The organism is Pelagimonas sp., assembly GCF_050633425.1.
Lineage (GTDB): Bacteria > Pseudomonadota > Alphaproteobacteria > Rhodobacterales > Rhodobacteraceae > Pelagimonas.
In genome coordinates this window covers 207,297-220,508 of record NZ_JBOEGM010000002.1, presented here as the reverse complement: position 1 = coordinate 220,508, position 13,212 = coordinate 207,297, and the positions used below count along the sequence as shown (strand labels likewise).

Sequence of the window (13,212 nt, the reverse complement as noted above, 5' to 3'; positions counted from 1 at the left end):
CGCCCGAAACGCCCGGCCAAAGACGCCCCCAATCATAGGCTGCAACCGTCGCAGGCCAAGCCCCTCTGGCACTCTTCGTGTCATGCGCCCGGTGCGTCAGGCGCTCAAAACAGGTTGCGCACAGGGAAACCTTTCATTTAAAATCAAAGCTCTAACCCAAACCAACCTCTCACTCCGAGACCGGACCTTCTGGACGATCCGCCCTAAGCAAGACCGCCTTGTTACAACAACCTATGGCCCACCGGGTGTCATTCAAGCGCGCATACACATCCGCTCGCCCCGCCCTTCTGTGCAATCCGCTTGGCACCATCGCCCCCACCCAATGAACCGCCGCGCCAAGTTTTTTTACCAAATCGTGTTTTTATCGGTCCATACCATCGCCACAACCCGAACTTGGACCTAGGCTTGGTGTAACTCGATATCTACAAGACCACCCCAGCCCAGCCTTCCAGCAAAATGTAGCCCCTGAAATGCCCCTTCTTTCACCGTTGTCCCTTGTGTCCGTCCTGTTCGTTTTGCTCTCCGCATTACCGGGGTTTGCCGCCGAAACCTGTTCGCAAAACATCCCCGCATCTTTCACGTCCTTTGAACAAAAGGTCTGGGAAAGCCTCTGTGAAACATCCGCCTTTGATGGCTCAGAAGGACTTTCCGCACAGGATGGAACCGTGCACACAACCTGTTTCGGCCCTGACATCCTATCGGCCGATTTCATGCGGACCGTCCTGACCGACAGGCGCAGAGCGCAATCTTTCCCAAGCCGCGACCTCTCCTTGAAATGCGTTCAACTTGAAGCGCTTGAGCTAGCGGCGGCCGAGGTGCCCGTTAACCTCAATATCCGCCAGTCCGAAATTCTCGGAGACCTGACGTTAGACAATGCCCGCGTGGACGGAAACTTTAGTTTTTCCGACCTATATGTCGGAGGACGGGTGAGCGCAAAAGGCGCGCGGTTCAACGGGTTTTTCCGGTTCAGCAAAAGCGATTTGCAGGATGTGTTTTTGTTCGACTTGCGGGCCACATCACATATTTCCTTTTACGACACCTCTCTCAATCAATTACAGGCTGTATCGGTCAAAACGGACACCTTCTTAAATTTGATCAGATCACAGTTTGCCGGCCCTGTACGCCTGTCCGCCGGCCATGCAGCCAAAGGACTATCGACGTCCGGGTCGCGGTTTAACGCTGGGCTGACCGCAACACGTTTTACCTCCCTGTCGAACCTGTTCATGAGTTCAACAGAGATTGTCGGTGACCTGTTTTTCAACAGCGCGCGGATTTCCGGCTCGGCCGAGTTTCACAAAATGACAGTGAGCGGGACGCTCGATCTAAGGGCCGCGCATATTTCCGAATTGCTTTACCTCAACGACGGTCAATTCCAAAAAGTCGATCTCAATTCGGCAACCATCAAACATCTTGTGGCCTATGGCACCTCGTTTAACGGCGATCTTGTGCTGGACTATTCGGTACTCACCAGCGCGAACCTAGCAGACGCCGACCAGCCGGGCCTCCATCTGCCAAAATGGGGGAACACGTCGGAAATACACGTTTTTGAAGCCGATATCGGCCTGCTGTTGGCGCATGTCCCGCTCTCCTTCACACGCGTGGATCACTCCATTGTTCCGATGAACTTAGCAAATTCCCACATCCGGGGATTTAGCTTTGTGGCCGATAAATCTCCTCAACAAGGCCAAGCCACCGGGCCCTCTGACGTGACCAATTGGATCGCGGGCGCAATGAACGCCAACGGCGGAACATCCCGGCATTTTTCGACCAAACCCTATGAAGATCTTGAAAACTGGTACACTTCTGCTGGCGATTATGAGGCCGCCCGTGCCGTCAAATATGCCAAAATGCTTGAACTGACCCGGTCGCTACCTGACACCGCAAGTGGCTGGCTTCAAAGAATATTATGGTACTGGCCGCTCAAAGTATTTGTTGGGTTCGGGGCCTATCCGTGGTGGGCCGTCATGTGGTTCTTTGGCTGGGTTGCCTTAGGCGCGGCGGTGGGCAAACGCTGGGGCACCGCACCAAAGAGCCTGTGGTTCTGGGTCCGCTACAGCTCTGACAATGCAATTCCACTGCTTGAAACAAGTGTGGAAACACGGGATTTTGCGCATACCAGCGGCAAGGTGTGGGGGTTCTTTTTGATCCACAAACTGATCGGATTTGTGCTGGTTTCCATCCTGATCGGCTCGATCACCTTTACCTGATCACCCCTGCAAGACAGAGGCCTATATGACAGGGCCGATTTGTCAGGCGCATAAACCAGGGCGCATAATTCAGGAAACCAAATGCGCCCACCAAGCCCGCGCTCCATTGGGCCGCAGGCTTGGTGGTCCTTGTCCTTGAACGCAAAGCTATCCGCGTTTTGGCAACACCCAATCGGGCCGCGCAAAATGGCAGGTATAGCCGTTTGGCAAACGCTCCAGATAATCCTGATGCTCTGGTTCCGCTTCCCAAAAATCGCTCACGGGTTCCACTTCGGTCACCACTTTGCCCGGCCACAACCCGCTCGCCTCAACGTCGGCGATGGTGTTCAGCGCCTCTTGCCGCTGAGCGTCATCGACAAAGTAAATCGCCGAGCGATACGACAGTCCCATGTCATTGCCCTGCCGGTTCACCGTCGTCGGATCGTGGATCTGAAAGAAAAGCTCCAGCAGCTTGCGATACGAAGTTTTGTTGGGATCAAACCAAATTTCGATCCCTTCGGCATGGGTGCCGTGGTTGCGATAGGTGGCATTGGGAACGTCACCGCCCGTATAGCCAACCCGCGTTTTTTCCACGCCCGGCAGCTTGCGGATCAAGTCCTGCATGCCCCAGAAACATCCGCCCGCCAAAACCGCGCGTTCGCTCATGCCAAATCCTCCACTTGCCCGACATATTGGCCATAGCCTTCGGCCTCCATGTCTTCCTTGGCAATAAACCGCAGCGCCGCCGAGTTGATGCAATAGCGCAGCCCGCCCTGCTCCATCGGCCCGTCGGGAAACACATGCCCCAAATGGCTGTCGCCATGGCGTGACCGCACTTCGGTACGGATCATCCCAGCGCTGGTATCGCGCAGCTCAACCACGTTATCCGGCTCAATCGGTTTGACAAAACTCGGCCAGCCACAGCCGCTCTCGTATTTGGCAGCCGACGCAAATAACGGCTCCCCCGAGACGATATCAACGTAAATCCCAGACGTCTTATTGTTCAAATAGGCCCCCGTCCCCGGACGCTCAGTGCCATTTTGCTGGGTGACCCGAAACTGTTCGGGTGTCAAAGTCTCAATCACCTCAGCCCGTTTTTCATATTGTGTCATGCGCGTTCTCCTGTGCCTTAAATAAAGGCGCCTGTGGCTCCGATGCAAACCGTCACGTAACTCCGATCACGAATGTTTGAGAAAGACTCGCAAAATCGCTTGCTGTCGCCTATGTACGATGCCGGGTGACAGCCCTATTTCTCCCAAGAACTAGGCTATTACCTGGGGCGTCGGGATGGCAGCCTGACGCCCCTCTAGGGCCCCGTAACGAGTTCCCCAACCGCCCATCGCGCCGCATCGGCAACCGCTTCATCGGGATCGTCGCACAGGCGCTGCGCCACCGGAACCAACCCCGCCTCTCCCGAATTCCCAATCGCATACAGCACATTGCGCACAAACCTGTTCCGCCCAATCCGCTTGATCGGCGAACCCGAGAAAAACGCCCGAAACCCGGCATCATCCAGCGCCGCCAACTCCGCCAATTTCGGGGCCAAAAGCTCGTCTCGCGCATGGTATTTCATCTCGGAGGCCACCTGCGCAAACTTGTTCCACGGACAGGCGGCCAAACAATCGTCACAACCATAAATGTGATTGCCAAGCCCCTTGCGCAGCTCTTGTGCAACCGGCCCCTTATGCTCAATCGTCAGGTAGGAAATACAGCGCCGCGCATCCACCTGATAGGGGGCCGGAAACGCATCAGTGGGGCACACATCCAAACAGGCGCGGCACTGTCCGCAGCGATCAATCCCGGCCGCGTCCGGCTCCAACTCCAGCGTCGTAAAAATCGCCCCCAGAAAGAACCAAGACCCCAGCTCCCGGCTCACCAGATTGCTATGCTTGCCCTGCCAGCCCAAGCCAGCCGCCATGCCCAACGCCTTCTCCGGCACCGGAGCCGTATCAACAAACACCTTGATTTCGATCTCGTCGCCGTCACGCCGCGCCGCGTCAATCAACCAACGCCCCAGCCGCTTGAGCCGCTTCTTGGCAACATCATGATAGTCTTTGTTTTGGGCATAAACGCTGATCGCCCCGCGATCTTTCTGCTCCAAAACCGCGCGCGGATCGACATCGGGCCCATAATTTTCGGCCAGCATAATCACCGATCGCGCCTCGGGCCACAACACATCCGGCGCCCCACGCCAATGCACCCGATCGGCAAGCCAACCCATCTGACCATGCCGCCCATCATCCAAAAACGCCTGTAACCGCTCCATCACCTCGGGCACCGCATCCGGCCGACAAATCCGCGCCGCCGAAAACCCGACCTCAGCCGCCTGTGCCACCAATTCCGCTTTCAAATCACTCATGCGGACGTCTGGCTCATAATACCCGATCTCGGACAGCACAGATGACGCCCGACCTGGCCACACATGGCCCCGGCCCATCGCATCACATCAAAAATCCAAATCGGCATAATGCGCAGGTGGCGGGAATCCCGGCACCTGATCTTGCAAAATCGCCCGAAACGCAGGGCGCGACTTGATCTTGGCGTACCAATCTTTGACCACCTCAGACCGGTTCCAATCCACGTCCGAAATGTAATCCAGCGATGACAAATGCGCCGCCGCAGCGAAATCCGCCAAGGTCATCGAATCCCCCGCCAACCAACGCCGGTGATCCAACAGCCACGCCATGTAATCGAGGTGATATTTCACCGCTTTTGCCCCGGCTTTGACATTGCCGCTATCGGGGAAACCGGCCTTCATGATCTTCTTGTTGACCCGTTCATACAAAAGCTTCGACGTCACCTCATGGTGAAACTTATCGTCAAACCAGCTGACAATCCGGCGCACTTCATATCGCGCATCCGCCGATTTCGGCATCAGGCTCGGCTCAGGGTATTTCTCCTCGATCCATTCGCAAATCGCAGCGCTCTCGGCCATGGTTTTGCCGTCGATCTTCAGAACCGGCACCTTGGCCGCCGGGTTGCGACGCAGAAAATCAGCGTCCTGCTCCCAATAGCGCTCTTCCACCAACTCGCATTCAATCTTTTTCTCAGCCAGAGACAGCCGCACCTTGCGGCAAAACGGCGAGAGAGGAACGTGATAGAGTTTGGCCATGTGCGACACTTATCCTGATACGGGAAACACCTGTTCTAATATCCGCGAAACCACGCGGGTTTCAACTCCCCAGATGGGTGGAATCCTTTGCCCGGCAAAACAATGCTTGACCTAAACCATGGTTCAAGTTTTATCCCCCTTTGCGTCACGCAAACGCAGATGAGGCCCCTCATGGAACATTCTTTTTGGCACGCACGTTGGACCGAAGGCCGCATCGGCTTTCACGAACCCGCCGCCAATCCCTTGCTCACCACGCATTTTGATCAGCTCAACCTGTCGCCCGGCGACACGATCTTTGTCCCGCTTTGCGGCAAAACGATCGACATAGATTGGCTCTTGTCCAAAGGGCTGCGTGTGAGTGGCATCGAATTTCACCCCGGCGCGGTGGACGAGGTTTTTGCCCGTCTCGGCCTCACGGCTGAAACCACTGAAATCGGCCCCCTGACCCGTAGTAGGGCCGGTGATCTCACACTCTTTAGCGGCGATGTGTTTGAGCTCAGCGCCGAAACCCTTGGCCCGGTCAACGCCATCTATGATCGCGCTGCCATTGTTGCCCTGCCGCCAGAAACCCGGCCTCTCTACGCGGCGCACCTGAGCAAAATCACCGCCACTGCGCCGCAATTGCTGATTGGCTTCGACTACGACCAAACGCTTTCAGACGGCCCGCCCTTTTCGGTGCCTCTGTCCGAACTCACGGACCACTACGCCGCACAATACCGGCTGGATAAACTGGCCGAACACCCGCTGGATGGCCCGCTCGGACAGCGCACCCAAGGCCTTGAACAAACTTGGCTTTTGTCGCCCACCTAATGGCAGCGCGCGGCTAAACTCCGTGTACGGAATTTGCCCCGCCGCACCGCTTGTCTCAACAAGACCAGAGCACACAGACGCGGGCCAAGTCGCCGCGCCCTTAAACCGCCCAATCCAATGCCGCAGGCCGCCCCAACGGCGGCCGCGGTGGCGGAACAGGGGTCCAAGGTTCGCTCTCATACATATAGCGAAATCCGGCCATCAAAGCCCGGCGCGCCTCACTCGGCAGCGCCCAAAGCTTGTGCGATTGAGTGGCATAGTAAAATTCTGTGTTGGCACGATCATCGCCGTTTCGGATCGCATCCAGCAGCACAATCGCCATCGCAGGTGCACGCCCAGCCGCTCCCATAATATGTGCCGCCGCCTCCACCACTTCCGCTGGATACCATGTCCGATCGTCCTTTGGGTAAGACACATCTGCCCGCGCTAGCACGCCCTGCAAAGCCGTTTTGTGTTTTTGCCAATCCATCCCGCCACCATCCAACCGGGCGATCTGATCGACCTCTGCCACCGTCATCGCTTTTGCGATAGGGATCAAAAACGCCTCAACCTCCGCCAACGACCGCGACAGATAGGCATCCGCCTCCGGCATTGGCGCAAAACTCTCATGGTCAAATCGGTTCACCCACGCAACCGCCTGCATTGTCGCCGCCCCAATGCTCGCTGGCGCGCGACTAAAAACGCTCGATTTTCGACCCAAATCCAGTCCAGCCCGCGCGCCGCCTCAGCCCCAAGGACCGCTCCGGTCAGCAAAACCACCCAAGCCAATAAGCCCCGCTGTGGATCCTCATCCAGGCTGGCCATCGCTATCCAAGTCTCGTTGCTAAAACTCTGCTCCCAGCGCAATCGCGCCTCGTTTGAATCAATAAAGCCGTCCCGGTCTACGGCTGGGGTGTCAAAGCACGCCTGCTCCAAAACACGGGCCGCCATTTCCAAATCATGCAATACCTAACACTGTCGGAAATCCATCTAACCACCTAAGTTTATTCAAAACAATCCGCGCGCCCGTCCCGTTTGATCGTCGCGGCTCCGTCCTGAATGATCCGGGCGCGCTTCGCCACAAACCCCGAGGGCCGCGATGCACTGCGTTTCTTCGGACTTGGCAACACGGCCGCCAACAAAGCCGCCTGACGCGCGCTCAACTGATCCGGCCCAACACCGAAATAATGCCGTGCTGCGGCCTCAACCCCAAACACACCCTCATCAAATTCCGCAACATTTACATAGACTTCCAGTATCCGCCGCTTGCTCCAAACCGCCTCAACCATCGGGGTCATCACCCCCTCCAGCGCCTTGCGCACGTAACTGCGCTCCTGCCAGAAATAGACGTTCTTCACCACCTGCTGCGAAATTGTGCTGCCACCGCGCCGCGCGCCATCGGCAATCGCCGCCCGGATCGCATTCATATCAAAGCCCCAGTGGTTGCAGAAATTCGCATCCTCCGCCGCAACAACCGAACGCAACATCACCGGCGCAACCTCATCCGCATCGACCCAGTGCTGATCAACCCCAGCGCCCAAGCGCCGCCCTTCCGACCACATCGTGTGCGTTGTCGGCGGGTTCAGTCCGGCGTAAATCACCACCGCCAAAACCATCAGACCCATCGCAATCACCCCTGCCCAAACCGCCTTGCGCAATAGCCAACGCAGCGGGCGAAACTTACGCTCCCCGGCCTTTGGCTTAAGCGCCTTACCTGTCTTCTTGGATGTTTTCTTAGCTGCCATGGCACCGTCCTACACCGCCAGCCCATGTTAAACAAAGCGTGAAATAGCAAGACACCCCACGCACACGGGGTGCCATTTTCCAGACTGTCAAACAGCGGCGTCCGGACACTGCGACCACACTCAAAAACCGGGACACTCTGTAACTCTCAACGTTTGAATAGCCTCACCTTGCCCGCTCAATCTGCCGGAGCCATGGAAAACTTATGTCAAAATTGAGGTTTTTGACCCTGCGTATAGACCCCACGTTTGCCCCCCGTTTAACCCCGGTATTTTGCCCCACGCAATGCAAAGCCCCGCCAATCCGACCAACAGGTCAAATCAACGGGGCCTCGCGGTTTCGCTATGGGACGGTGGGCGGGGCGCCTTTGCGCAGCAAACAGCGCCGCCAACCGGGCTTACTCAGCAGGAACCGCCAAATCGCCTTCAATCCCCAATGGATGCGGAATCTTGTCCAACATTTCCTTCGGGCAAACCTGCACAAAATTGGCCTTTTCCAAGTCCCAGTTCTGCAAGATTTCCTTGGCTTTCAACGATCCGGTCTCCGCAACGTGACGGCCAATCAGCCCCTTCAATTGCGCTTCCCATTCTGCCACAGCCACCGGACAGGTCACCAAACCTTCCATGTTCATCAGGTCACCGGCCATCCCGTCAGGGTCATACAGATAGGCCATGCCACCGGTCATCCCGGCACCAAAGTTCGCCCCGATCGACCCAAGGATCACCGCAACACCGCCGGTCATATATTCACAACCGTTGCTGCCACAGCCCTCGATCACCACGCTCGCACCCGAGTTCCGAACCGCAAAACGCTCACCGGCGCGGCCCGCTGCAAACAGGTAACCGTCTGTCGCACCGTACAAAACCGTGTTGCCGATGATGGTGTTCTCCGATGCGGTCAGCGGCGACACCAGCGGAGGACGCACCACAACCGTGCCCCCCGACAGGCCCTTGCCGACATAGTCATTCGCATCACCCGACACTTCGATCTTCAGCCCCGGTGCCGCAAAGGCCCCCAGCGACTGACCCGCAGAACCCGTCAGCTTGACGTGCAAATGATCGGGCTGCAGCGCGTTGCGCATGCCGAATTTCTGCACGATATGCGACGACGTGCGTGTGCCCACGGTCCGATGCGTGTTCATCACCGCATATGACAGTTGCATCTTCTCGCCATCCTCAAGGAAGCGGGCCGCGTCGCGCACGATCTCCGCATCCAGCGTATCAGGCACCTCGTTGCGGCCACGATCACGGTCATAAACGATGTCGTCCGAGCCATCGACACGGATCAACAGCGGGTTGAGATCCAGATCATCCAGATGCTCGGACCCACGCGAAACCTGGCTCAACAGATCAGCACGGCCAATCACCTCGTCCAGAGTTTTGGCACCGATTGAGGCCAAAATCTCACGCACTTCCTGCGCATAGAAGGTGATCAGGTTCACAACCTTATCCGCCGAACCGGTGAACTTGTCGCGCAGTGCTTGATCCTGCGTACAAACCCCGACCGGGCAGGTGTTGGACTGACACTGACGGACCATGATACAGCCCATCGCAATCAGCGCCGCGGTGCCGATGCCGTATTCCTCGGCCCCAAGCATTGCCGCCATGACAATGTCACGCCCGGTACGCAAACCGCCATCGGTACGCAGGGTCACCCGGTCGCGCAGCTTGTTCATCGCCAGAACCTGATGCGCTTCGGTCAGACCCATTTCCCATGGCAAACCGGCGTGTTTGATCGAGGTCGCAGGCGATGCACCAGTGCCGCCATTGTGACCCGAAATCAGGATCACATCGGCTTCGGCCTTGGCCACACCAGCGGCAATTGTGCCAACGCCCGAAGACGCCACCAATTTTACCGTCACCTTACAACGCGGGTTGATCTGCTTGAGGTCATAGATCAGCTGCGCAAGGTCTTCGATCGAATAGATGTCGTGATGCGGAGGAGGCGAAATCAGCGTCACGCCCTTGGTCGAATGACGCAAACGCGCGATCAGATCGGTGACTTTCATCCCCGGAAGCTGACCACCCTCACCGGGTTTCGCACCCTGTGCGACCTTGATTTCAAGCTCTTCACAGTGGTTCAGATATTCGGCTGTAACACCAAACCGACCCGAGGCCACCTGCTTGATTTTCGCACTTGGGTTGTCGCCATTTGGCTCCGGTACAAAGTGTGCCGGATCTTCACCGCCCTCGCCGGAGTCGGACTTTGCGCCGATCCGGTTCATCGCCACGTTGAGCGTTTTATGCGCCTCAGGCGACAGAGCACCCAAAGACATGCCCGGCGTCACAAAGCGTTTGCGGATTGATGTGATGCTCTCAACTTCTTCGATGTTGATCGGCTCACCCAGCGGTTTGATCGCCAGAAGGTCGCGCAGATGGATCGGCGGATTGGCCTGCATCGCCTTGGAATAGGTCTTCCAAAGCTCATAGCTGGCGCGATCACAGGCCGATTGCAACAAATGCATCGACTGTGCGCCCCACGCATGGGTCTCACCCGATTTCCGCGATTTGTAAAAACCACCAATCGGCAGAACATCCTGCGCCTGCTTGAAACCAAGCGCATGAATTTCTTCGGCTTTTTTCTGCAAACCGCCAAGGCCAATGCCGGAAATCCGGCTGATCATACCAGGGAAGAACTCCGCACACATCGCGCGCGACAGGCCCACGGCCTCAAAGTTCAGACCCCCACGGTAGGACGAAATCACCGAAATGCCCATCTTGGACATGATCTTGAGCAAGCCCTGATCCACAGCGTCGCGATATTTGCTCACCGCTTCGGTCAGCGTCATATCCAGCAAGCCGCGACCAATCCGGTCGGCAAGGCTGTCTTCGGCCAAATAGGCGTTGACCACAGTCGCACCCGAGCCAATCAGCACTGCAAAATAATGCGGGTCGATACATTCGGCGCTGCGCACATTGAGGCTACAGAACGTCCGAAGGCCCTTGCGGGTCAGATGGCTATGCACCGCGCTGGTCGCCAAAATCATCGGCATCGCGACTTTGTCCGCGCTCACGTTTTCATCGGTCAGGATGATATGGCCCGACCCACTACGCACCGCGTCCTCCGCTTCCGAGCGGATACGATCCAGCCCCTCAGCCAGCGCGCCCTTGCCCGCTTCAAAGGTACAATCAATGGTCACGCAGGGCGAGTTGAACTGCTTTTGCAGCTCTTCAAACTGGGCGTTGCCAACAAACGGTGTGTCCAGAACCAAAATCTCAGTCTGCGCGCTGCTTTCGTCCAGCACGTTCTTGAGGTTCCCGAACCGCGTTTTCAGCGACATCACCCGGTATTCGCGCAAGCTGTCGATGGGCGGGTTGGTCACCTGGCTAAAGTTCTGGCGGAAATAATGGCTCAACGGGCGGTATTTCTTCGACAAAACCGCGCTCGGGGTGTCATCCCCCATCGAGGCCAGCGTCTCTTTTCCGTCTTCCGCCATCGGTGCCAGAATTTGTTCCAGCTCCTCAACGGTATATCCGGCGGCAATCTGACGGGTGCGCAATTGAGCGCCCTCAAACATCGCCTTTTCCGTCACAGCACCCAAAGGCCCGTCCAGCTCGGTGATCTTTTTAACCCAATCGCCAAATGGCAGAGCCGAGGACAAGCGGTCCTTCATCTCTGTGTCATGGTACAGCTTGCCGTCTTTCATATCGACCGCAATCATCTGCCCCGGCCCAAGCGCGCCTTTTTCGCGAACAGTGCCTTCGTCGGTCGGCACCATCCCGGTTTCCGAACCCGCGATCAGCATCCCGTCGCCGGTCACAACGTACCGCATCGGGCGCAGACCGTTCCGGTCCAGACCGCCACAGACCCAACGACCATCAGTCATCGCCAGCGCGGCCGGGCCATCCCATGGCTCCATCACACCGTTGCAATAGCTGTACATGTCGCGCCACGCCTGCGGCAATTCCACCGCCTGCTTGGACCACGACTCAGGTACCAGCATCGTCTTGGCCATCGGGGCCGAACGACCGGCACGCACCAGCACCTCAAACACCCCATCCAAAGCCGCCGAATCCGATGCGCCATTGGAAATGATCGGCTTGATGTCCTCAGCGAAATCGCCAAACGACGCCGACGCCATGCGGATCTCGTGCGATTTCATCCAGTTGGTGTTGCCTTTCAGCGTGTTGATCTCGCCGTTATGCGCCAACATGCGGAATGGCTGTGCCAACCACCACTGCGGGAAGGTGTTGGTCGAATAACGCTGGTGATAAATCGCGAAAGACGATTCAAACCGCTCATCCTGCAGGTCGGGATAGAACTCCGCCACCTGCTCGGCCAACATCATGCCCTTGTAAATAATCGACCGGCACGACAGCGACGCAATATAAAGCTCACCCACCGCCGCAGCTGCCGCCGCCTTTTCAATCCGACGCCGGATCACATAGAGCTCACGCTCAAACTGATCCTCGTCCACACCCTTGGAGTTTGAGATCAAAATCTGCTCAATCTCGGGCCGGGTTGCGTTGGCTTTTTCGCCCAAACAGGCCACATGAACCGGCACATGGCGCCAGCCATAAATGTAATAGCCCATCCGCAACACTTCGGATTCCACAATCGTCCGACAGGTTTCCTGAGCGCCAAAATCGGTGCGGGGCAAGAACACCTGTCCCACCGCAATCAGCTCATCTTTGCGCGGGCGATGCCCTGTGCGCTCAACCTGATCGTAAAAGAAATTCACCGGAATCTGCACGTGAATGCCCGCGCCGTCACCGGTCTTGCCGTCGGCATCAACCGCACCCCGGTGCCAGATCGCTTTCAGCGCGGTGATACCGGCCTCAACCACCTTGCGGCTCGGCTTGCCATCAATCGACACCGCCAAACCAACACCACAAGACGAATGCTCTTCGCTCTCGTCATACAGGCCATTTTCGGCCATCCACTGGCGCTTGGCTTTTTCGGCTGCGACCCAATTTTCATCATATTTGGTCATTCTGGCTCTCCTTCTTCGGCGTCAGTGGGCGCAAACAGTGCTAGCACTTCCGCCTCGGTCAGTTGCTTACGCCCCTCAGGGAAATCATAAGCACGGGTTTTTCGATCAGTGTAATACTCAGTTCCCAGCGTCAGATCGCTGGTGTCATCCAAAAGGCCAACGCAAATGCTGCGCCCGCCTACATAAGGCCCGTCCGTCACTTCATACCAAAGCGAACTGCCGCATGTGTTGCAAAACGCCCGCTTGGCCCAGTCAGACGTCACCGCTTCGGTCACGCTATCCCCGCCGGTGACGTTCAAGTCATCCTTGGCCACATGCAGGCCCATAAAGCGCCCACCGGCCCAGCGTTTGCACATGTCGCAATAGCAGATGTTGAACGTGCTCGGCACGTTGCGCGCTGTCAGTTTCACCGCACCACAGAGGCATTGTCCGGTTTTCTCAGACATAAC

General features: G+C 57.3%; 10 protein-coding genes. 2 read left to right on the top strand and 8 right to left on the bottom strand.

Going from position 1 to position 13,212, the window contains the following annotated elements; translation table 11 throughout:
• Positions 1-470: 470 nt before the first annotated feature.
• Positions 471-2,207, top strand: a complete 1,737-nt coding sequence (locus ACRBB0_RS01040; protein WP_431372529.1) for a hypothetical protein — start codon at positions 471-473, stop codon at positions 2,205-2,207.
• Between the two features lie 147 nt (positions 2,208-2,354).
• Here the strand turns inward: ACRBB0_RS01040 and msrA are convergent, their stop codons facing one another.
• The 4 genes from msrA to fzlA all read right to left on the bottom strand — a co-directional run bounded on the left by msrA (position 2,355) and on the right by fzlA (position 5,298).
• Positions 2,355-2,852, bottom strand: a complete 498-nt coding sequence (gene msrA / locus ACRBB0_RS01035) for a peptide-methionine (S)-S-oxide reductase MsrA (RefSeq protein WP_431372528.1) — start codon at positions 2,850-2,852, stop codon at positions 2,355-2,357.
• The gene (gene msrB / locus ACRBB0_RS01030; protein ID WP_431372527.1) at positions 2,849-3,298 is read right to left on the bottom strand and encodes a peptide-methionine (R)-S-oxide reductase MsrB; all 450 of its coding nucleotides are present in this window, start codon (positions 3,296-3,298) and stop codon (positions 2,849-2,851) included. The genes msrA and msrB overlap by 4 nt, the downstream gene beginning before the upstream one ends.
• 194 nt (positions 3,299-3,492) lie before the next feature.
• Positions 3,493-4,545, bottom strand: coding sequence for a tRNA epoxyqueuosine(34) reductase QueG (queG, locus tag ACRBB0_RS01025; RefSeq protein ID WP_431372526.1), 1,053 nt, complete (start codon positions 4,543-4,545; stop codon positions 3,493-3,495).
• An 87-nt stretch (positions 4,546-4,632) separates the two neighbouring features.
• Complete coding sequence (gene fzlA, locus ACRBB0_RS01020; RefSeq protein WP_431372525.1) at positions 4,633-5,298, bottom strand: FtsZ-binding protein FzlA; 666 nt, start codon at positions 5,296-5,298, stop codon at positions 4,633-4,635.
• Positions 5,299-5,469: 171 nt separating this feature from the next.
• On the opposite strand from fzlA, the gene ACRBB0_RS01015 reads away from it, so the two are divergent.
• Entirely contained in the window at positions 5,470-6,108 is a 639-nt protein-coding gene (locus ACRBB0_RS01015) for a thiopurine S-methyltransferase (RefSeq protein ID WP_431372524.1), read from the top strand.
• 100 nt (positions 6,109-6,208) lie between these two features.
• On the opposite strand, the gene ACRBB0_RS01010 is transcribed toward ACRBB0_RS01015, so the two are convergent.
• The 4 genes from ACRBB0_RS01010 to ACRBB0_RS00995 all read right to left on the bottom strand — a co-directional run bounded on the left by ACRBB0_RS01010 (position 6,209) and on the right by ACRBB0_RS00995 (position 13,209).
• Complete coding sequence (locus ACRBB0_RS01010) at positions 6,209-6,751, bottom strand: hypothetical protein (protein ID WP_431372523.1); 543 nt, start codon at positions 6,749-6,751, stop codon at positions 6,209-6,211.
• 340 nt (positions 6,752-7,091) lie between these two features.
• Positions 7,092-7,832: a monofunctional biosynthetic peptidoglycan transglycosylase gene (gene mtgA, locus ACRBB0_RS01005; RefSeq protein ID WP_431372522.1), complete on the bottom strand. Its 741-nt coding sequence runs from the start codon at positions 7,830-7,832 to the stop codon at positions 7,092-7,094.
• A gap of 395 nt (positions 7,833-8,227) precedes the next feature.
• Complete coding sequence (gene gltB, locus ACRBB0_RS01000; RefSeq protein ID WP_431372521.1) at positions 8,228-12,763, bottom strand: glutamate synthase large subunit; 4,536 nt, start codon at positions 12,761-12,763, stop codon at positions 8,228-8,230.
• On the bottom strand, positions 12,760-13,209 hold the full coding sequence (locus ACRBB0_RS00995) for a GFA family protein (RefSeq protein ID WP_431372520.1): 450 nt from the start codon (positions 13,207-13,209) through the stop codon (positions 12,760-12,762). The genes gltB and ACRBB0_RS00995 overlap by 4 nt, the downstream gene beginning before the upstream one ends.
• Positions 13,210-13,212: the final 3 nt, after the last annotated feature.